We start from the raw sequence: 19,764 nt of genomic DNA on the forward strand, positions 1-19,764 counted from the left end.
TCGAGGTCTCCTTCACCCAGCGGGTGGCCGTCCGGGGACGTGCGGGACGTCCGTAATGACCGGGCCGGCGCTTGCGAAGTACTCCCCTCGCCGGGTTCAGACTAGATCAGAGGGGGACATGCCTCCGCCTGGAGGGCTCTCCCAAGCCGCGCTTGACGGGACAATTGAACGAAATTTTAAATTCGGTCATGGGACGCATCGCGGGAGTCACCGCCGCGGAGACGCGCGAGCGGCTGCTGCGCGCCGCCGCCGAGGTCTTCGCCGAGCGCGGGTACGACGGCACGCGCGTGGCGGACATCGCCGCCGCCGCGGGGGTGAGCAACGGCGCCCTGTACGCGCACTTCGGCTCGAAGGCGGAGCTGCTCGTGGCCGCCCTGCGCGTGCACGGGCGGCACCAGCTCGCCAGCCTGTTCGTCGCCGACCCCGACCGGTCGGTCACGGAGCTGCTGCTCGCCATCGGGCGCACGCTGACCCGCCGGCGCGACCCCCTCGGCTATCTCGTCGTGGAGGCGCTGGTCGCCGCGCGCAGGGACGAGGACGTGGCCGGGCCGATGCGCGACTACGTCAGCGAGCGGGCCGCCTGGATCGCCGGCCTCGTACGGGTGGCGCAGGGCGACGCCGAGCTGGACGCCGGGCTGTCGCCGGACGCGGTGGCGCACTTCTGCCTGCTGCTCGGGATGGGCAGCGCGCTGGTAACCCCGGATCTGCACGGGGTCGGCGACGAGGAGTGGGCGGCGCTGCTGTCCCGCATCGTCACCGCCCTGGCCCCGCAGGACGAACCGACCCCGCAGGACGAGCCGGCCACGCAGGAGAACCCGGCCTCGCAGGAGAGAACGGCCTCACGGGAGAACCCGGCCGCGCGGGAGCAGCCGTGAAGACACCCGGTTGCGGAATCTCCCGCGAGTGGTGGCCGCCCTGGAAATCACCGTCGCCGTGGTGTTCGCTGACGGCGACGTTCCTCCGCAGAGGGAGAAGCCATGACCGCCACGCCGCACCCGCTCGACCCGCTGACGCCCGGCGAGATCGCCGCCGCCCGGACCGTGCTGGCCACCGCCGGGCTGCTCAAGGACACCACCCGCTTCGCGTACACCGGGCTGGAGGAGCCGCCCAAGGACGCGCTGCTCGCCTACTCGCCGGGGACCCCGCTCGACCGCAGGGTCCGGGTCCTGCTGCTCGACCTCGCCGGGGCGGCGCCCCGTGACGTGATCGTCTCGCTCACCAGGGGGACGATCGACGCCGACCGCACGCTGGACCCCGCGGTCGACGGCCAGCCGCCCGTGCTGGACGCGGAGTTCGGGATCGTCGAGGAGGTGCTGGCGACCGACGAGCGGTGGATCGCCGCGCTCAAGAGCCGCGGGCTGGACGTCTCCAAGGTCAGGGTGGCCCCGCTGTCCGCCGGCGTGTACGCCGACGAGTACCCCGGCGAGTCGGGCCGCCGCATCCTGCGCGGGCTCGCCTTCGTGCAGGAGCACGAGAAGGACCACGCCTGGGCGCACCCCGTGGACGGCCTCGTCGCGTACGTGGACGTGCTGAACCGCACCGTGGACCAGGTGATCGACTCCGGCCCCGTCCCGATCCCTTCGGTCTCGGGCAACTTCGACGACGCCGCCGTCACGGGTCCCCCGCGCACCACGCAGCGGCCCATCGAGATCACCCAGCCCGAGGGGCCCAGCTTCACCCTCGAAGGGAGCCTGCTGCGCTGGGAGAACTGGTCGCTGCGGATCGGCTTCGACGTCCGCGAGGGGCTCGTCCTGCACCAGATCGCCTTCCACGACCGGGACGCCGGCCGCGAGCGCCCGATCGTGCACCGGGCCTCGATCGCCGAGATGGTCGTGCCCTACGCCGACCCGTCCCCCACCCGCTCCTGGCAGAACTACTTCGACGCCGGCGAGTACCTGTTCGGCCAGTACGCCAACGCCCTGGAGCGGGGCTGCGACTGCGTCGGCGAGATCACCTACCTCGACGCCGTCATCGCCGACGAGCGCGGCGCCGCGCGCACCCTGCCGAACGCGATCTGCCTGCACGAGGAGGACCACGGCATCCTGTGGAAGCACACGGACCTGTGGACGGGCTCGGCGGAGGTCCGCCGCCAGCGCCGCCTGGTGCTGTCGTTCTTCACCACGGTCGGCAACTACGACTACGGCTTCTCCTGGTACCTCTACCTCGACGGCACCATCGGGTTCGAGGTCAAGGCGACCGGCGTGCTGTTCACCTCCGCCTACCCGCGGGGCGGCTCCGCGTACGCGACGGAGGTCGCGCCCGGCCTGGCCGCGCCCTACCACCAGCACCTGTTCTGCGCCCGCCTGGACATGGCGGTGGACGGGCCGGCCAACCGGGTGGAGGAGGTCGAGGCGGTCCGGGTCCCGATGGGGGCCGGCAACCCGCGCGGCAACGCCTTCACCTTCCGGCGCACCCCGCTGACGAGGGAGAGCCAGGCCCAGCGCGACGCGGACCCGTCAGCCGCGCGCACCTGGCACATCACCAACCCCGCCTCGCTCAACGCGCTGGGCAGGCCCGTCGCCTACGCGCTCCACCCGGAGGGCAAGCCGGTGCTGCTGGCCGATCCCGGCTCCTCCATCGCGGCGCGGGCCGCGTTCGCGACCAGGCATCTGTGGGTCACCGCCTACGACCCGGACGAGCGTTACCCGGCCGGTTTCCTGGTCAACCAGCACCCGGGCGGCGCCGGGCTGCCCGCCTTCGCCGCCGCCGACCGCGACCTCGACGGCCGCTCGCTCGTCGTCTGGCACGTCTTCGGGCTCACCCACGTTCCCCGGCCCGAGGACTGGCCGGTCATGCCGGTGGAGCACACGGGCTTCACGCTCAAGCCGGTCGGCTTCTTCGACCGCAACCCGACGCTGGACGTTCCCCCGCATCACGGGCACGGCGCCTGACGGTCACTCGGGAGCGTCGTTCACGCGGACGCGGGCCGTCGTGGAGGTGCGCGCCATCAGGTCGGGCTGGAAGATGACCTGGCGGTGCTCGTGGTCGCCGGCCTGGTTGGCCTCCTCCAGCAGGAGCGTGGCGGCGGTGTGGCCGAGTTGCTCGCGCGGCTGCCTGATGGACGACAGCGGCACCGCGGCCGCCGCGGCGAAGTCGATGTCGTCGTAGCCGATGATGGCCAGGTCGGCGGGCACTCGCAGCCCGCGCAGCGTCATCTCCTGCAGCACCCCGATCGCGACCAGGTCGTTGGCGCAGAAGACCGCGGTGGGCCGCTCGCCGGGGGGCAGGCCGGCGATCTCCTTGCCGACGATGCGGCCGGTGGCGACGGTGAGGTCGGGCAGGGGGATCACGGTCAGCGTGTCGTCGGGGCCGAGCACGCGGGCCAGGCCGTCGCGCCGCTCGCGCACCTGCCGGACGGTGAAGGGGCCGCCGGCGAAGGCGATCCGGCGGTGCCCCCGCTCGCGTAAGTGCAGGCCGGCCAGCCGGCCCCCGAGCACGTCGTCCACCGCGACGGCGCAGCCGCCGCTGTGGCCCGCCGAGCTGTCGAAGCGCACCACCGGGATGCCGCGCGCGACGAGCCGGCTCAGCCGCTCCTCCTCGCCCCTGTCGTTCACCGGCGTGATGAGCACGCCCAGGGGCCGCTGCTCCTCGAACGTCTCCAGCAGCCCCGCCTCGCGGCCGGCGTCCTTGTTGCTGTTGAACACCATCACGGTGACGTCGGCCTGCTGGGCGGCGGTCTCGACGCCGCGCAGGACGTCGATGAAGAACGGGTTCGAGAGATCGAGCGCGACCACCCCGATGATGCGGCTCCGCCCCGCCCGCAGCTGCCGGGCCGAGCCGTTGCGCACGTAGCCGAGCCGCTCGATCGCCTCCTGCACCCGCAGCCGGGTGTCGGGCGCGACCATCTCCGGCCGGTTGAGCACGTTGCTCACGGTGCCGACGGAGACCCCGGCGAGCCGGGCGACCTCTTTCATGCTCGACATCGTTCCTCGAGTCCCGTGAGCGGCGCGAGCGTGTTGTCCGCTGTGATCATAGCGCAGCGGCTCAAAGGGGTTTGGAACGATTTGAGCACGCTCCTGCCCGTCGTTCTCTTCGGCGTCAGGCACGGCGGGGTCGTCGTCCGTCCAGCTCCTCCTGCCGGTGCTCGCCCTGTGGCGGCCCGTCGGGGTCTGTCCGGCGGCCGGCCGCCCGCCCTGTGGGCGCTGCTGGCTGCGGGAGCGGGGATCTCACTGTGGTGTCGCGCGTGGCTGCGTGCCACGAGATGACGGTGCGGCGGATACGCGATTGTGATCTTCGTACGATGGGCTTGACCCCCGAGGCCATCCGTGCCTAGATCAAGATACTCACCCGCCCCACGCGCCCCCGGAGGACACCCCCGCATGGCATCGGCAGGAACGTGCCGGAAATGCTGAACGACCAGGCCGAAGAGCGGCGGCGCCGTCGCCGCGGGCTGGCGCTGCGGATCTCCGCCCTGCTGGTGGGCGTCCTCCACCTGGTGCTCGCCGCCGTCCTGATCGCCCTGCCCGGCAGCTCCCCCTCCCTCGACCCCTTACCGCCGGACACCGGCGGGGAGACCGCCGACGAGGCCCGCACCGGGCGTCCGGTGGTCGCGATCAGCCCCCACTCGGCCTCCGCCCCCGCCGAGCCCACCACCTCCGGCCCCGTCGAGCCCACCGCCTCCGGCCGCCCCTCGACCGTCCCGCAGGCCGCCACCGCCCCCTCCATCCCGCAGACCAGCCCCCGCTCCAGCCGGAGCCCGGTCCGCGAGAGGGGCGCCGTGCCGCCGTCGGAAGGCGCCCGGGAAGCGTCGAGGACCGCTCCGGCGAGCACGCCGACGACCGGCAAGACGAAGGCGGCCCGCCCGACCCGGACCCCGTCCCCGGCCGTCGCCCCCAGCTCGGAGCACGTACCTCCGGGCCAGACACGCGAGCCCCCGGGCCGGGTCCAGGGCAACGGCCCCACCACTCCGCCAGGGCACGACAAGTAGGGCTGCGCGACGCGCGGGCGGCCTGCCACCGTGGGCGACCTGCCGTCGTGGGCAACACGCCGTCGCGGGCCGGCGCGATACGTGGGCCGGGAGGGCAGACCGCGGCGGCTCCACCCTCATCTCCACCCTTCTGAGGTGCCGCTCCACCCACCCACCTTCTTAGCGTTCTGGCATGGACAAACGGCTTGAACTGCTGCAACGACTGCTGGACGCCAACGGGGGCAAAGTGAACGGGAAGTTCTTGATCGCGGTCATCGTCGTGGCCCTGATCGTGGTCGTCGGGTTCCTCGCGTTCCGTCTTATCTTGGTGGACATGATTCTCAGCCTGCGGGACTCCCGCTAGCACATGCGCGAGGTGTGGGGGCGAGTCACCCGGCTGCTGGCCGCCGACGACCCCGAGACCGGGCGGCTGACCAGGGTGCTGCTGACCCTGGTCCTCGCCTGGTCGCTGGTGGTCGCCTCGCCGGGCCGGGCGGCGGCGCTCGTGTGGTCGGCGCTGGGCGTCGCGATGCTCTGCTGGCTGGCGTTCGTCCTGCTCGACGGCCGCTACCCCACGCCCGCCAGGGCCTCGTTCGCCGGACGTGTCCCCGTAGCGCCCACGGTGCTGCTCGCGGCCGGGTCCGCGGTGGCGGCCACGGTGGCGGGGTCGGAGTCGGCGGCGCCCACGGTGTTCCTGTTCGCGATGTTGCTGCTGTACGCGGCGCACATGACGCCGAGCATGCCGGCCATCTGCCTGGTCACCGCCGCCGACCTGGGGTTGATGGCCGGGAGCCTGGTCTGGTTCGACAGGCCGCGGACGTCGATCCTGGTCCAGGGCGTGGTGATGGTGTGCACGGTGCTGTTCGCGCTGCACCGCCGCCAGTACCGCCGCGCCCTCCAGGACCGGGCCCGCGCCATGGCGCTGGACGAGCGCGCCCGCATCGCCAGGGAGCTGCACGACGTGCTCGCGCATTCGCTGGGTGCGCTGGGGGTGCAGCTCGACGTGGCCGAGGCGCTGCTGACCGAGCGAGGGGACGTGGAGGGCGCGGTGGCCCGCATCCGCCGCTCGCGCGGGCTCGCCAGGGACGGGCTGGTGGAGGCGCGGGCGGCGGTGGCGGCGCTGCGCGAGGACGTGCCCCCGCTGCCGGACGCGCTCGGCCTGCTGGTGACCGAGCATCGCCGGGACCACTCCGTACGGGCCGAGCTGCGCACGACGGGGACGCGGCGGCCGATCAGCCCCGCGGCCGAGGTCTGCCTGCTGCGCACCGCCCGCGAGGCCCTCACCAACGCCGCCAAGCACGCGCCGGGCCGGCCGGTCACGCTCGACCTGTCGTACGGCGAGCACTCCGTCCGCCTGACGGTCCGCAATCCCTCTCCTGCCCGGAAGCACGCGGGAGAGCAGCCTGCGCGTCGCACCGGGTACGGGCTGGCCGGGATGCGGGAGCGGGTGGCGCTGGCGGGTGGGACGCTGGGTGCCGGGCCCGTCGGCGGGACGTGGGAGGTGCGGGCGGAGGTGCCGGAGTGAAGGTGCTGGTGGTGGATGACCAGCAGGCGATGCGCGAAGGGCTCGTGGCGCTGCTCGACCTGGTGGACGGCGTCGAGGTCGTGGGGGATGCCGGTCAGGGCGAGGAGGCGCTGGGGCTGGTGGCGGAGCTGCGGCCGGACGTGGTGCTGATGGACCTGCGGATGCCGGTCATGGACGGTGTGGAGGCGACGCGGCGGATCGCCCGCGAGTATCCCGGGGTGGCCGTGGTGGTGCTGACCACGTACGACGACGACCGGTCGGTGGACGCGGCGCTGCTGGCCGGGGCGCGCGGATACCTGACCAAGGACGCGGGGCGGGCCGAGATCGCCGCGGCGCTGCGCTCGGCCGCCGCGGGGCAGTCGACGTTCTCGCCCGCGGCGGCCAAGCGGCTGGTCGAGGTGCTGTCCCGGGGCGCCGCCGAGCCGGTGACCGTCTGCCCGGACGGGCTGACGGTGCGGGAGGTGGAGGTGCTCCGGCTGATCGCGCGCGGGCTCAGCAACGCCGAGATCGCCGCCCGCCTGTTCATCGCCGCGACGACGGTGAAGACGCACATCAACAACGCCTTCGGCAAGATCGGCGTACGCAACCGCACCGAGGCCGCCGACTACGCCCGCGACCGACTCCTCTGAACGGCGCAGGCTCCTGGGCATCCGCGGTCCCGGTCTCAGCCTCCGATCGCCGGCGCGCTTTCGAGAACCGCCTCGGCCCTGGTGTCCTGTCTCAGCGTCAGGGTCGTGAGCAGGCCCACCAGATGGTCCGCGATCGCGGAGATGGTCGGCTGCTGCCACAGCAGGGTCGCGGGGAGGCGGCAGCCGAAGCGCTTCTCCAGCCGCCGCCTGACCATGACGGTCATCACCGAGTCCAGGCCCTGCTCGACGAGGGGACGCCGGACGGCCAGGTCCTCCGTGGCGAGCCTCATCACGGCCGCGATCTCCGCGCGGACCTCCGTCTGGACGTGCTCGCGCAGCTCCTCCGGCGGCAGGCCGGCGAACGAGTCCGCGGGTTCCCGGAGCTCCTCCTCGGCCGCCGCGGGCGCGTCGATCACCGGGTAGCGGAGCCCGGACAGGTGTCCCACCACGCGGCCGTCGGCGTCGGCCAGGAGCGCCTGTACGGTGTCGTCGCCTGCCGGGTCGACGGCCGCCTCGATGATCACGGTCTCCGGCGGCGCGCCGGTCAGCACCACCTCGTCGATGTGCACCACCATGCGCAGCACCGGGTCGCCGGGGAACACGCAGGGAGCCACGGACATCACCGCGTCCAGCGCCGGCGCCCACGTCGGCGGCGCCTCAACCGGCTGCCCGTCATCCGGCTGCCCGTCATCCGGCTGCCCGGTGCGGACCGTGGCGCGGAGTACTCCGTCTCCGCTCAACAGCGTCTGGATCGTCCATTCGAAGCCCGTCGTGGGGACGCCGACCGCGGCCAGCCGCCGGTGCACGAATCCGGTGTCGAGCGGGGTGAGACCGCTCGCATCGGCATCCGGCAGCACCTCGGGCAGCGCATGCGCATGGCCATGCACCGCCCCGTTACGGTGAGCCGTGCCGTTGCCGTGAGCCGCCCCGTTGCCCTGTGCCGTCCCGTTACCGTGAGCAGCTCCGTTGCCCTGAGCAGCCCCGTTGCCTTGCACGGCCCCGTTGCCTTGCACCGCCCCGTTACTCTGCACCGCCCCGTTGCTCCTGGCCGCCGCATCGCCGCGAGCCGCCACGGACGCTGTGACGTGAACCAGCCAGGCGGGTTCCGGCTCGCCGGGCCCGGCCGGTGTGCGCGCCGCGAGCCGGATCGCGGGAGGCTCGTGGACGACCTGGATCTGCCTGCGTTCCGCGGTCATCAGCGGATGTGTCATCTCCACGTCGGTGAGGACGGGAAGGGCGCCGTCCGGGCCCGCGACCGCGCGCAGGAACGTGTTGACCAGCACGGCGGCGGGCACGATCTCGACCCCGTTGAGCGCGTGGCTGCCCGGGTAGGGCCGGTTGGCGTCCTCCAGGCTGGTCCGCCACAGCCGCGCCCGGCTGCCCGCGAGGCTCGTCCCGGCGCCGAGCAGGGTGTGGGAGCGCACGTCGTGACCCCGGTTCTCGTCCTCGCCGCCGGAGCCGTCGCGCCAGTGGCGGCGGTGCTGCCAGGCGTACGGCGGCAGGTCGGCCAGGCCGCCGGACGGCTGCAGGCGGCTCCAGTCCACCTCGACGCCGTGGCAGTGCGCCAGGCCCAGCGCCGCGAGGAGGGTCGATCGCTCCGGCTGGTTCCGGCGCAGTGACGTGCCGACGAACACGTCCTCGAAACCGGTCTCCGCGAGCGTCTCGGTGACGGAGTGCGCGACCACGGGGTGCGGGGAGATCTCCAGGAAGGCGCGGTAGCCGTCCTGGGCGGCGGCCTCGGTCGCCGCGGCCAGCCGGACGGGGTCCCGGAGGTTGGCCGCCCAGTACCCGGAGTCCAGGACGGGCGTCGATCGGGGGTCGGCCAGCACGGTCGTGTACATGGGGATGCGGGGCGCGCCGAACGACAGATCGGCGGTGGCCGCCGCCAGTTCGACGGCCAGGGGCTCCATGTGGGGGCTGTGGAAGGCGACGTCCGACGCCACCCGGCGGGCCACGATGCCCTCGGCCGGCCACTCGTTCAGCACCGCCTCGACCGCGGCGACGTCCCCGGACAGCACGGTGGAGCCGGGCGCCGACGAGATCGCGGCGACCAGGTCGGTACGGCCCGCCAGCCGCTCGGCCGCCTCCTCGAAGGACAGGCCGACCATGACCATGGCCCCCTTGCCCTCGGCCTGGCGCAGCAGCCGGGACCGGCGGCAGATCAGGCGCGCGCCGTCGGCGACGGACATGGCGCCGGCCGTCACCGCCGCCGCGATCTCCCCGACGGAGTGCCCGATGACGGCCTTCGGAGCCACCCCGTACGCGTTCCAGAGCCGGGCGAGGCCCAGCTGCATCACGAAGATCATGGTCTGTACGCGGTCGATCCCGTCCAGCTCGCCCTCGGTCAGGACCTGCCGGGGAGAGAAGCCGATCTCCTCGGCGAAGATCGGCTCCACCTCGTCGACCAGGGCCGCGAACTCCGGCTCGGTGGCGAGCAGTTCCCGCCCCATGCCGCGCCACTGGCAGCCCTGCCCGGAGAACACCCAGATCGGCCCGGGGCCGGGGTCGGGCAGCACGTCCCCGGTGAGGACGTCCTCGGACGGCAGGTCCTGCGCGAGCCTGCGCAGGTTCGCCGCCAGCTCGTCCCTGTCCGCCGCGATCACGACGGCTCGGCGGGCCAGGTGGGAGCGCCGCAGCGCCAGCGTGTGCCCCGCCGAAGCCAGGTCCAGCTTGTCGAGCCCGTCGAGCCGGTCGGCCAGCGCGCCCGCGTACTGCCGCAGAGCCGTCCGTGACGCGGCCGACAGCGGGAACAGGCGCTGCCCCGCCCCCTCGCCCCGAGCGGCGTCCGCGGCGGGAGGGGCCTGTTCGAGCAGGATGTGCGCGACGGTGCCGCCGTACCCGAAGCTGGAGACGCCCGCCCGGCGCGGGTGGCCGCGGTCCGGCCAGGCCGACCGTTCGGTCACCACGCGAAGCCCCGAGGTCTCCCACGAGATGGCCGGGTTCGGGGTGGTCAGCACGCTCGGGGGGATCTCGCCACGGTCGAGGGCGAGCACCGCCTTGATGACGCCGGCGATGCCGGCGGCGCCTTCGAGGTGGCCGATGTTGGACTTGACCGAGCCGATGAGGCAGGGGTCGTCAGGGGAGCGTCCCGTGCCGTACACGGCGGCCAGCGCCTCCGCCTCGAGCGGGTCGCCCAGCCTGGTCCCGGTCCCGTGCGCCTCGATGTAGTCGACCGTGGCGGGCGAGATGCCCGCCTGCCGGCAGGCCCTGGTCATCACGTGTTCCTGGGCCGTCCCGCACGGGGCCATGATGCCGTTGGTGTGCCCGTCCTGGTTCACGGCGCTGCCGATGACGAGGGCGAGGATCCGGTCGCCGTCGCGCCGCGCGTCGGACAGCCGCTTGAGCACGATCACGCCGCAGCCCTCGCCGCGCCCGTAGCCGTCGGCCGAGGCGTCGAACGACTTGGACCGCCCGTCGGGGGCCAGGGCTCCGGCGGTGCCGAGCGTGAGGGTCTGGCCCGGGGTGACCAGCAGGTTGACGCCGCCGGCGAGGGCGACGTCGCTCTCGCCGAGCCGCAGGCTCTGCGCGGCCAGGTGCAGCGCGACCAGCGACGCCGAGCAGGCGGTGTCGATGGCCATGCTGGGGCCGCGCAGGTCCAGGGAGTAGGAGATGCGGTTGGCGACGGCGCAGGTGGCGGCGCCGATCCCGGTCCACGCCTCGATCTGGGGCAGGTCCTCCAGCAGGCGGCCGCCGTAGTCGGCCGTGCAGACGCCGACGAACACCCCGGCGTCGGTGCCGGCCAGCTCGTGCGGCGGCAGGCCGGCGTGCTCCAGCGCCTCCCACGCGGTTTCCATCAGGATGCGCTGCTGCGGGTCCATCAGCTCGGCCTCGCGGGGCGACAGGCCGAAGAACTCCGCGTCGAAGCCCTCGATGTCGCGCAGGAAGCTGCCGTGACGTACGGCGTCGCGCAGCGCGGCGGCGTACTCGGGGCTGTGGTTCTCGTAGGGGCGCCAGCGTTCGGCGGGCAGCGGCCGGGTCGTGTTCCTGGCGGCGCTCAGCAGGTCCCAGAATGCGTCCGGTGAGCCGGCGTCGCCGGGGAAGCGGCATCCGATCCCGACCACCGCCACCGGTTCCACCCGTACTCCGCTCGGACTATCGACCATCGCGTTCGTTTCCCTTCGATGACGACGTTTCACGACCATGCAGGCGTATCGAGAATCTTGATCACGGCGCTGGAGACGGTGACCCCCGGGCCGGTGCCGAGCATCAGCAGGTGGTCGCCGGGGCCCAGCTCCCCCGTCTGCAGCAGCCGGTCGAGGGCGAGCACCTGGTCGCTGGCGCCGCAGTGGCCGATGGTGCGGCCGTAACCCCAGGTCGATCGGGACATGGGCAGGTCGAGCACGGCCATGCACCGCTGCTCGACGATCTCCTCGGAGTAGTTCATGAAGGCCACCCGGGCGAGATCGCGGGCCTCGATCCCGCTCTCGGCCAGCGCGCGCTCGACGACGTCCATCAGCGCCCGCTGGATCTTGAACAGGGCGGCGGTGGCCTCCCCCTTGGGCATGACCTGCTGCCTGAACTGCTCGTTCCTGGCGCCGAAGCTCATCCGGCGCCCGACGGTGACGCCGGGCGGGAACAGCGGCTCGGTGCCGCGGTGCAGCTCCTCGGCCTCGGCCACGGTCACCGTGCAGACCGACATCAGGCGGGCGAAACCCGCCTCCTTCGTGAGCACGAGGGCGCTGGCGGCGTCCCCGCCGATGTAGCCGGGGCCCATGCGCCACCGGTCCATCAGCGGGGTGCCGTAGTTGTCGGCGGCGACGAGCAGGGCGGCCTGCCGTCCGGGAGCGGCGTCCAGGTAGCTCGCCGCGAGTTCGAGCGCGATGAACATCCCGTTGCAGCCCTGCCTGATCTCGGTGGCCAGGACGTCCCCGCCGACCAGGTGGCGCTGCAGGTAGGAGTGCGGGGGCCAGCCGTCCGGGCCCTGGTGCCACGTCGAGGCGTACAGGAGGAGATCCAGGTCCGCCGGTGCCCGGCCGCTGCGCTTGAGCGCGCTCTGCGCCGCGTGCAGGGCCATCTCCGGAGCCGGTACGTCGCCGGCCACCGCCGCCCCGGCCAGGTTGTGCAGCTCGGCCTCCTCGGCCGGGTACCAGCCCTTGGCGACGGCCTTCTCGACGCTGACGACGGTCCGGGGGAGGAAGGCTCCCACCCCGCTGATGTACGTGTCCGCCCACTGCATGACTGCGCCCCTCGCCCCGGCTAGACGGATTCGAGTTCTCTGACCATCGCCACGATGGTCACGACGTCCCTGAAGTTCTCGGGGTCGAGCTTCGCGGCGGGGATCGGGACGCCGACGTCCTTCCTGAGGAAGTTCAGCAGCCGCGCCGTCCGCAGGGAGTCCAGGAGGCCCGACACCAGGAGCGGGGTCGTCTCGTCGACCTCGATGTCGTCGCCGTCCAGGACGAGGTTCTCCTGGATGAAGCCGACCAGCCGCTGCGTGAGGTCGGTCATGCGTGTGCTCCTCTCGTGACGGGAACGCTGGACAGGACCCGGAACGCGGCCGCGGCGACCGACGTCCCCGAGCCGAAGCCGACCATGAGCAGGTGATCACCGGCCACGAGCCCGCCGGTCGCGATCAGGTGCTCGAAGGCGATGAACTGGTCCACCGCGCCGCAGTGGCCGACGCGCCGCCCGTAGTCCCACGTCGTCTGCTCCTCCTCGATGCCCAGCCAGGACATCTGGCCGTCCAGGTCCTCGCGGCGGCCGTGCGGGAACGCCACCCGGGTGATGTCGGCGAACCCGATGCCGGCCTCGTCCAGGGTCTGTTCGACCTGCTGCATCATCGTCTTCTGGATCGTCAGGTGGATCCCGGTCCCGTGCGCCTTGAGCAGCCGCCGGCGGAACTCCTCGTGCCGGTCCCCGAAGCTGAGCCCTCTTCCGACGGTGGCGTCCGGGGGGAACAGGGGGTAGCCGCCGTCGTTGACGGCGTCGGCCTCCGGGATCGTGGTCACGTTGACCGCGAGGAGCTCGGCCATGCCGTACTCCTTGCCGAGGACGAGCGCGCACGCGGCATCGCCGATCACCGCCCCGGGCGTCATGCGCCAGCGGTCGACCAGCGGGGTGCCGTGGTTGTCCGCGGAGACCACCATCGCCGTCTCCCGCCGCGGGTCCGCCTGCAGGTAGCTCGCCGCCAGCTCCAGCGAGCTGATCATCCCGACGCAGCCGCTGCGGATCTCGAACGCCGGCACGTGCCCGCCGAGGAGATGCATCTGCAGGTAGTGCTGGGGCTGCCAGCCGTTCGGGCCCTGGTGCCAGACCGACGGGTAGAGCAGGAGATCGAGCTCCCGCGGGGAGGATTCGCCCCAGCGGTCGTAGGCGTCCAGGACCGCGCGCCGGGCCATCTCCGGCGCGGGCACGTCACCGGCGACCGCCGCGCCGATCTGCTGGAACCGCTCGACCTCCTCGGCCGGGTACCGGCCCTCCCGTACCGCCTGCTCGACGCTCACGATGTCCGGCACGAAGACGCCGAGGCTTCTGACGAACATGTTGGATGTACGCACACGTCCCCTAACTCGTCGACGATCGCCGCGCTGCGGGCACGGCGTGGAAGGGCGTGGAAGGGCGCCGTCGATGCGACGGAGCACCAGGGGGAACGGCGTGAACAGGACGGCGGCGGGATGGGCGACGCACATCCCGAAATCTCGCCGTCGGCGATTTGTATGGGAAATTCGGCCAAGCGCACGCAGCGAGCCGACGAAAAATATCGTGAATACGGAGTCGGCGGTCAGACGAGGGTCAGCTGGTAGGTTCTGCAATTTCCGCCGGTCGGCGAAGAGCCGGAACCAATGGCCGTCACGAGTTCCGCTCTTTCATCGGTCGGCACAGAGGAAAGGATAGGGCCGGCCCTCGAGTAAATCAATATAACGTCCGAAATCTGGACGACGTCATTCCGTGATCGGGGATCGGCGGAACGTGTCGAGTTAGGAAATGCACTTTTCTCCGCCGAGCTGCGGTTTCTCCGCCTGGATGGTTCCAGGGCGTGTTTCCGAAATTGGGCCCGGCTCAGCCGGACACCTTGGTGCAGGCGATGCCGTTGAGCCTGAACTCGGCCGGTGTGGCGTTCGTCCCGCTGTAGGTGGCCTCGAAGCCGAAGCTGGTGCTGGAGCTGGCGCCGATGACGGCGTTGTGGCCGGCGTCGCGTGCGGTCACCTGGGTGCCGGACTGGTTCACCGTGGCGTTCCAGGCGGTCGTGACCTGCTGGTTGCCCGGCCAGCCCCACGTCAGGACCCAGCGGTCGATGGGGGTCGTGCCGGTGTTCCTGATGGTCACGCTGCCGGTGAAGCCGCCGTTCCAGGTGGTGGTGGCGTAGGAGACCTGGCAGGAGGTGCCCAGCTTGAGCCCGCCGCGCAGGAACTGCTCGAAGGTGTCCCACGTGGGGTTGGGCGAGCCGACCTGGGTGGTCCCGTGGCAGTTGGTGGTGGTGTAGCTGGTCTGGGTGCCGAAGCGAGCGGGGTCCATGACGTCGCTCTTGCCGTGGTCCGCGCCGGGGATCGAGATGAACTGGGCGTTGCCGCAGCTCGCCTTGATCTTGTTGTAGAGCAGGACGCTCTGCCCGTGCGGTACCAGGAAGTCGGCCTGGCCGTGCAGGAACAGCAGCGGCGGGTCGTTGGCGTCGACGTAGTTGATCGGGTTGGCCAGGGCCGTCTTGTCGGGGCAGGTCTGGATGGCGCAGCCGATCAGGAGGGATTCGGGCGAGGCGGGAGAGTCGTGGTCCAGCCCTCCGCCCGGCAGGTTCTGCGCGTTCATCTGGAGGAAGTCGGTCGGGCTGTAGAAGGCGAGTCCCGCCTGCACGGCGCTGGAGACGCCGGTCGTGCCGACGGTGCCCTCCAGTGCCGGCACGCCGCCGGTCAGGGTGGCCATCTCCGTCAGCCAGCCGCCCGAGGAGTCCCCCATCATCGCGAACCGGTTGGGGTCGAGCTGGTACGTGGCGGCGTTGGCCCGCAGCCACCGGATGGCCGCCTTGACGTCGTGCACCTGGGCCGGGAAGACCGCCTGCGAGCTGGACCGGACGCTGACGCCGGCGACCGCGAACCCCTTGGCGTTGAAGACGGCGGCGATCGCGTCCGCGCCGGTCTTGCCGTCGTCGCTCGACCACGCCGAGCCGCTGTGCCAGATCAGCAGCGGCCGGGGGGTGATGCCGCCGGACGGCAGGTAGAGGTCCAGCAGGTGTCCCCTGGAGCCGGCCGGCTGGGCGGGGGCGTAGGCGATGTCGCTGATCACCTGCGCGGCGCGGGCCGGTGGCGAGAGGGCGAGCGACACACCGAGGGTGACCAGCATGGTCATGACCATGCCGAGGATCGAGGCCGTGCGGTTACGAGCATGCATGGTGCGCCTCCGGTGTTCGGATGATCGCCGCTTCCCCGTGGCCGTCCAGATCTCCTCCGGCGCCGGGCGCCCGTGATGGGCACGCCGGCTGTGGCGCCCGCGAGAACGCCCGCCCCCGTTCGAGTTCTGGTCTCGCATCGATATGGCCGAAGTGACGATATGACAGGAATGTGACGGTGGTCAAAGATCTCGTCAAATAAGTGCATTTCCGAACACACCGCGATGACCTGGTGACAGGTCCTACAATCCCCACATGCGCTCTGACAGCAGCGTCACGCCGGCAGTCAACAGCGGTGGGGTGTCCGAGCCCGGCGACGCCTCCCGCGAGCGGTCCGTCCCGTCCCGCCGGTTCGCCGCGGGCACGAGCGGCGTCCGGGGGCTGCTGCTCACGCTTCTCGGCGGCTACGTGCGCTCGCCCGGCCAGGCCACGCCCACCTCGGCCTTCGTCGAGGCGCTGGGCCGCTTCGGCGTCAGGGAGGACGCCTGCCGGCAGGCGCTGGCCCGCGCCACCGCGGACGGCTGGCTGCGCCCGAGCCGCGAGGGACGGTACACGTGGTGGCGCCTCAGCCCCGCCTTCGGGCAGTTCCTGCGGCTGGGCGCCGAGCGGATCCTCCGCTTCACCGCGGCCCAGCCCGACTGGGACGGCCGCTGGCTGGTGGTCCTGGCGCGAGCGGCGGAGACGAACCGGCCGGCACGCCACCTGCTGCGCACGCGGCTGCGGTGGGCGGGGTTCGGCAACCCGGCGCCGGGCACCTGGGTCAACACGCACACCGACCGGGCCGGGGAGGCCGAGCTCGTCCTCGACGAGGCCGGGGTCCGCCGGGAGGCGCAGATCTTCGTCGCGGAACACCTGTCGGGCGGCGAAGCGTCGGCGCTCGTCCGCCAGGCGTGGAACTTCGACGAGGTCGAGCGGGAGTACGAGGCGTTCCTCGCCGCGTTCACCCGCCCGCCCTTCAGCGATCCGCTGGTCCGGCTCACCAGGCTCGTGCACGACTGGCGCCGTCTCGCACTCATCGATCCGGAACTGCCCGCGGAGCTCCTGCCCGCGGGATGGCGCGGCGCCCGCGCCGCGCGGCTCTTCCACGAGCAGCACGCGAGGTGGGCGCCGGCCGCGTTGCGCGAATGGGAACGGATCAGCGCGCGAACACGATGAACCGGGGTTTGCGCGCCTGATGACTATCTTTCCAGGCACCCGGTCAGCAATAATCTTGACCGCCATGATCCGGTGAGTCGCAGGAGGATTGATGCGCAAGGCACGCGCGGTTCTCGTCTCGGCCGTTCTGGCCGTCGGAATGTCGTTGTCGATCGGCGCCGCCCCGGCGCACGCCGAATCGGTGAACGGCGTCTACCGGGAATACTCGGAATGCCAGCGGGTCGGCAGCTACGGCGACGACCAGGGCTGGTGGGACGATTGGCGATGCGAGTGGAAGAGTCAGTATCACTACTACTTCCTCTACGCGTGACACCGTGAGACGGACGCGTCCCCCGGCTCCTGAGGGCCGGGCCAGGGGGCGCGCCACCGTGCCGGCGCGACTCCTTGAGGCGGTGCGGGGCGGCTCGGCGGGAACCGATAGATTCGGTGCATAACCGCTGCGTGCGCGTGCCTTTGCCGCCGCGCGTGACCGGGCGGCGTCCCCGCCCGCTCGCCTGATCCAAGGAGCCCCCGTGACCGTTCCCCATGTGCCCGACGTGCATCCAGCCTGGCTGCCTCCCGAGGCCTTCCGCGCGGCCGGCGCGCGCCGCGTGCTCGTGCTCGGCGACGACTCGGCGCTCGCCGCGACCGTGCGGGCCGAGGTGGCCGGCGCCTGCGAGCGGCACGGCGGCGCCGTGGCCGCGCCCGGCGAGGCGTGCGACCTCGTGCTCGCCCTTTCCTCGGCCGGCGACCTGCCGCCCGCCGTACAGGCGTTGCAGGGGCCGGAGATCGGCGCCGAGGGTTTCGTGCTGGCCCGGCAGGACGGTGTCACGGCGGTCCTCGCCGACGACCCCGCGGGCTTGTTGTACGGCTGGTTCGAGGTGGTACGGCTCGGCGAGGCGGCGTTCGGCGAGGCCCGGCCGGCCCGGGCGCACCGCCCCGCGCTGCGCCGGCGCATGCTGGACCACTGGGACAACATCGACGTGCACCCGGTGATGGGCCAGGTCGAGCGCGGCTACTCGGGCGGGTCGATCTTCTGGCGGGACGGCGCGCTGCGCGCGGACCTCACCCGGGTGCGCGCGTACGGCCGGCTGCTGGCCGCGACCGGCGTCAACGCGGTCGCCGTCAACAACGTGAACGTGCACGCCGCCGAGGCCCGCCTGCTGACCGACCGGCTCGGCGAGGTCGCCGCCATCGCGGCGGAGCTGCGCCCGTACGGCATCCGCGTGCACCTGTCGGTCAACTTCGCCTCCCCGATCGCGCTCGGCGGCCTGGACAGCGCCGACCCGCTGGACGAGGCCGTGCGCGAGTGGTGGGCGCGCACCACCGAGCGGGTCTACGAGACGATCCCCGACTTCGGCGGGTACGTGGTCAAGGCCGACTCGGAGGGCCAGCCGGGACCGTTCGCGTACGGTCGCAGCCACGCCGACGGCGCGAACATGCTGGCCGACGCCCTGGCCCCGCACGGCGGCGTGGTGTACTGGCGCGCCTTCGTCTACAACCACCGCCAGGACTGGCGCGACCGCTCCACCGACCGCGCCCGCGCGGCCCACGACCACTTCGCCCCGCTGGACGGCCAGTTCAGGGACAACGCGATCCTCCAGGTCAAGTACGGCCCCATGGACTTCCAGACGCGCGAGCCGGTCTCCCCCGTGATCGCCGCCATGCCCGCCACCAGGCTCGCGGTGGAGCTGCAGGTGACCCAGGAGTACACCGGCCAGCAGCGGCACGTGTGCTACCTCGGCCCGATGTGGAGCGAGGTGCTCGGGTTCCGCTTCTGGGGGCCGGGCGAGCGCACGGTCGCCGACGTGGCCGCCGGCGGCGGCCTGGTGGCCGTCTCCAACGTGGGCGACGACCCGTACTGGACGGGTCACCCGCTGGCCCAGGCCAACCTGTACGCGTTCGGCAGGCTCGCCTGGTCCCCCGAGCTCGACCCGGCGGCGATCCTGGACGAGTGGATCGGCCTGACGTTCCCCGGCGGCGACGGCCTGGTGCGCGACACGCTGCACGAGATGATGGACGGCTCCTGGGAGACCTACGAGCGGTACACCGCGCCGCTCGGCGTCGGCTTCATGGTCCGCCCCGGCCACCACTACGGCCCCGACGTGGACGGGTACGAGTACACGCCGTGGGGCACCTACCACTTCGCCGACCGCGACGGCGTCGGCGTGGACCGCACCCGCGCCACCGGCACCGGCTACACCGGCCAGTACCCGGCGCCGTGGTCGGAGGTGTACGAGTCGCTCGCCGAGTGCCCCGACGAGCTGCTGCTCTTCTTCCACCACGTGCCGTACGAGCACGTGCTGCAGAGCGGCGTCACGGTCATCCAGCACATCTACGACAGCCACTTCGCGGGCGCGGAGGAGGCGGCCGGGATCCGGCTGGCGTGGGAGAAGCTGGCGGGCTCCGTGGACCCGGCGCTGTACGCGCGGGTCCAGGAGCGGCTCGACGAGCAGGTCCGGTGCGCGCAGGAGTGGCGCGACCAGGTCAACACCTATTTCCTGCGCAAGTCGGGGGTGCCCGACGCCCGCGGCAGGCAGATCTGCTGAGCGGCCTACTGGCGGGTGAAGCGCTGCTGGACCTCGGTGATCATCGAGCGGCTGTTCCACAGGAGCGTCGCGGCGAGCACCGAGGCCAGCAGCGCCAGCACCGCCTCCGTGGCGGCGAGCGTGACCCCGCCGGCCACGATGATCAGGCACGCGTTCGCCAGGGTGGCGGCGGGGAAGCGGCCCAGCGAGTACGCCGCCAGCTTGGCCACGTCCACCGCCCTGAACGCGAACAGCGAGGTGATGACCAGCGCGTTGGCCACCCACAGCGTGGCGCCCGCCGCCAGGACGATCAGCAGCGCCCCCCACCAGCCGGGCACCCCTGCGGCCGAGAAGTTGCCCAGGTTCGTCCCGACCAGGGCCAGCCCCACCAGCCAGGGGATCCAGATCTTCATGGCCGCGCCGAAGTTGAGCCGGTAACCGCGCCAGAACGCCGACGCCGGGCGCAGCTCGGTCAGCTCCCGGCCGCGGTGGCGCAGCGCGTACAGGGCGGCGGACAGCGCCGGGCCGGCGGGCAGCAGGCAGGCGGCCATCAGCGGCACGTTGCTGGCGTCCCGGTCGAGCAGGACCAGCACCACCAGGCCCGGCACCGCGGTGAGCAGGACGAGCAGTTCGACGACCAGCAGGGTGTAGATCAGGGCGGAGGCCCGCGAGAGCGGGCCGGTGCCGAACTTCCGTGAGCTCGTCACGTCGCTCATCGCGTA

At 72.5% G+C, this 19,764-nt stretch carries 16 protein-coding genes; 9 read left to right on the top strand and 7 right to left on the bottom strand.

Translation table 11 applies throughout. The features are described from left to right. Positions 1-188 precede the first annotated feature (188 nt). A complete protein-coding gene (locus tag ACBJ32_RS31100; RefSeq protein WP_375129734.1) occupies positions 189-875 on the top strand; it encodes a TetR family transcriptional regulator in 687 nt (228 codons plus the stop codon). 102 nt (positions 876-977) lie between these two features. After that, positions 978-2,891 carry a primary-amine oxidase gene (locus ACBJ32_RS31105; RefSeq protein WP_375129735.1) on the top strand — a complete coding sequence of 638 codons (1,914 nt, stop codon included), beginning with the start codon at positions 978-980 and terminating at the stop codon, positions 2,889-2,891. Between the two features lie 3 nt (positions 2,892-2,894). Here ACBJ32_RS31105 and ACBJ32_RS31110 read toward each other — a convergent pair whose 3' ends face one another. Further along, positions 2,895-3,914 (bottom strand): LacI family DNA-binding transcriptional regulator, encoded by a 1,020-nt coding sequence (locus ACBJ32_RS31110; protein ID WP_357879891.1) that lies wholly within the window; start codon positions 3,912-3,914, stop codon positions 2,895-2,897. A 431-nt stretch (positions 3,915-4,345) separates the two neighbouring features. Between ACBJ32_RS31110 and ACBJ32_RS31115 the strand changes: the two genes are divergently transcribed. The 4 genes from ACBJ32_RS31115 to ACBJ32_RS31130 all read left to right on the top strand — a co-directional run bounded on the left by ACBJ32_RS31115 (position 4,346) and on the right by ACBJ32_RS31130 (position 7,060). Next, complete coding sequence (locus ACBJ32_RS31115; RefSeq protein ID WP_375129736.1) at positions 4,346-4,927, top strand: hypothetical protein; 582 nt, start codon at positions 4,346-4,348, stop codon at positions 4,925-4,927. A gap of 172 nt (positions 4,928-5,099) precedes the next feature. Continuing rightward, positions 5,100-5,270 (top strand): hypothetical protein, encoded by a 171-nt coding sequence (locus tag ACBJ32_RS31120; protein WP_375129737.1) that lies wholly within the window; start codon positions 5,100-5,102, stop codon positions 5,268-5,270. A gap of 3 nt (positions 5,271-5,273) precedes the next feature. Further along, a complete protein-coding gene (locus tag ACBJ32_RS31125) occupies positions 5,274-6,431 on the top strand; it encodes a sensor histidine kinase (RefSeq protein WP_375129738.1) in 1,158 nt (385 codons plus the stop codon). A gap of 2 nt (positions 6,432-6,433) precedes the next feature. Next, positions 6,434-7,060, top strand: coding sequence for a response regulator (locus tag ACBJ32_RS31130; RefSeq protein ID WP_375129862.1), 627 nt, complete (start codon positions 6,434-6,436; stop codon positions 7,058-7,060). 35 nt (positions 7,061-7,095) lie between these two features. Here the strand turns inward: ACBJ32_RS31130 and ACBJ32_RS31135 are convergent, their stop codons facing one another. From ACBJ32_RS31135 to ACBJ32_RS31155, 5 genes are all read right to left on the bottom strand, one after another. Then, positions 7,096-11,136, bottom strand: coding sequence for a type I polyketide synthase (locus ACBJ32_RS31135; RefSeq protein WP_375129739.1), 4,041 nt, complete (start codon positions 11,134-11,136; stop codon positions 7,096-7,098). A 56-nt stretch (positions 11,137-11,192) separates the two neighbouring features. After that, positions 11,193-12,236 carry a ketoacyl-ACP synthase III family protein gene (locus ACBJ32_RS31140; protein ID WP_375129740.1) on the bottom strand — a complete coding sequence of 348 codons (1,044 nt, stop codon included), beginning with the start codon at positions 12,234-12,236 and terminating at the stop codon, positions 11,193-11,195. A 20-nt stretch (positions 12,237-12,256) separates the two neighbouring features. Further along, positions 12,257-12,508 (bottom strand): acyl carrier protein, encoded by a 252-nt coding sequence (locus tag ACBJ32_RS31145; RefSeq protein WP_375129741.1) that lies wholly within the window; start codon positions 12,506-12,508, stop codon positions 12,257-12,259. Beyond that, positions 12,505-13,542 (bottom strand): ketoacyl-ACP synthase III family protein, encoded by a 1,038-nt coding sequence (locus ACBJ32_RS31150; protein ID WP_375129742.1) that lies wholly within the window; start codon positions 13,540-13,542, stop codon positions 12,505-12,507. Before ACBJ32_RS31150 ends, ACBJ32_RS31145 begins: the two co-directional genes overlap by 4 nt. A gap of 517 nt (positions 13,543-14,059) precedes the next feature. Beyond that, the gene (locus ACBJ32_RS31155; protein WP_375129743.1) at positions 14,060-15,382 is read right to left on the bottom strand and encodes a cellulose binding domain-containing protein; all 1,323 of its coding nucleotides are present in this window, start codon (positions 15,380-15,382) and stop codon (positions 14,060-14,062) included. A 253-nt stretch (positions 15,383-15,635) separates the two neighbouring features. Here ACBJ32_RS31155 and ACBJ32_RS31160 point away from each other — a divergent pair, with 253 nt between their 5' ends. From ACBJ32_RS31160 to ACBJ32_RS31170, 3 genes are all read left to right on the top strand, one after another. Then, the gene (locus ACBJ32_RS31160; RefSeq protein ID WP_375129744.1) at positions 15,636-16,535 is read left to right on the top strand and encodes a PaaX family transcriptional regulator C-terminal domain-containing protein; all 900 of its coding nucleotides are present in this window, start codon (positions 15,636-15,638) and stop codon (positions 16,533-16,535) included. 91 nt (positions 16,536-16,626) lie between these two features. After that, a complete protein-coding gene (locus ACBJ32_RS31165; protein ID WP_357879867.1) occupies positions 16,627-16,845 on the top strand; it encodes a hypothetical protein in 219 nt (72 codons plus the stop codon). Between the two features lie 202 nt (positions 16,846-17,047). After that, a complete protein-coding gene (locus ACBJ32_RS31170; RefSeq protein ID WP_375129745.1) occupies positions 17,048-19,063 on the top strand; it encodes an alpha-glucuronidase in 2,016 nt (671 codons plus the stop codon). A gap of 5 nt (positions 19,064-19,068) precedes the next feature. Here ACBJ32_RS31170 and ACBJ32_RS31175 read toward each other — a convergent pair whose 3' ends face one another. Next, entirely contained in the window at positions 19,069-19,758 is a 690-nt protein-coding gene (locus ACBJ32_RS31175; RefSeq protein ID WP_375129746.1) for a DUF624 domain-containing protein, read from the bottom strand. Between the last annotated feature and the right edge of the window lie 6 nt (positions 19,759-19,764).

This window comes from Nonomuraea sp. GTA35, assembly GCF_041950525.1.
GTDB lineage: Bacteria > Actinomycetota > Actinomycetes > Streptosporangiales > Streptosporangiaceae > Nonomuraea.

What these genes read in the sequence shown, in the direction of transcription:
- ACBJ32_RS31100 (WP_375129734.1), top strand. Translation starts at nt 189, where the DNA reads ATGGGACGCATCGCGGGAGTCACCGCCGCGGAGACGCGCGAGCGGCTG.
- ACBJ32_RS31105 (WP_375129735.1), top strand. Translation starts at nt 978, where the DNA reads ATGACCGCCACGCCGCACCCGCTCGACCCGCTGACGCCCGGCGAGATC.
- ACBJ32_RS31110 (WP_357879891.1), bottom strand. Translation starts at nt 3,914, where the DNA reads ATGAAAGAGGTCGCCCGGCTCGCCGGGGTCTCCGTCGGCACCGTGAGC.
- ACBJ32_RS31115 (WP_375129736.1), top strand. Translation starts at nt 4,346, where the DNA reads ATGCTGAACGACCAGGCCGAAGAGCGGCGGCGCCGTCGCCGCGGGCTG.
- ACBJ32_RS31120 (WP_375129737.1), top strand. Translation starts at nt 5,100, where the DNA reads ATGGACAAACGGCTTGAACTGCTGCAACGACTGCTGGACGCCAACGGG.
- ACBJ32_RS31125 (WP_375129738.1), top strand. Translation starts at nt 5,274, where the DNA reads ATGCGCGAGGTGTGGGGGCGAGTCACCCGGCTGCTGGCCGCCGACGAC.
- ACBJ32_RS31140 (WP_375129740.1), bottom strand. Translation starts at nt 12,236, where the DNA reads ATGCAGTGGGCGGACACGTACATCAGCGGGGTGGGAGCCTTCCTCCCC.
- ACBJ32_RS31145 (WP_375129741.1), bottom strand. Translation starts at nt 12,508, where the DNA reads ATGACCGACCTCACGCAGCGGCTGGTCGGCTTCATCCAGGAGAACCTC.
- ACBJ32_RS31150 (WP_375129742.1), bottom strand. Translation starts at nt 13,542, where the DNA reads ATGTTCGTCAGAAGCCTCGGCGTCTTCGTGCCGGACATCGTGAGCGTC.
- ACBJ32_RS31155 (WP_375129743.1), bottom strand. Translation starts at nt 15,382, where the DNA reads ATGCATGCTCGTAACCGCACGGCCTCGATCCTCGGCATGGTCATGACC.
- ACBJ32_RS31160 (WP_375129744.1), top strand. Translation starts at nt 15,636, where the DNA reads ATGCGCTCTGACAGCAGCGTCACGCCGGCAGTCAACAGCGGTGGGGTG.
- ACBJ32_RS31165 (WP_357879867.1), top strand. Translation starts at nt 16,627, where the DNA reads ATGCGCAAGGCACGCGCGGTTCTCGTCTCGGCCGTTCTGGCCGTCGGA.
- ACBJ32_RS31175 (WP_375129746.1), bottom strand. Translation starts at nt 19,758, where the DNA reads ATGAGCGACGTGACGAGCTCACGGAAGTTCGGCACCGGCCCGCTCTCG.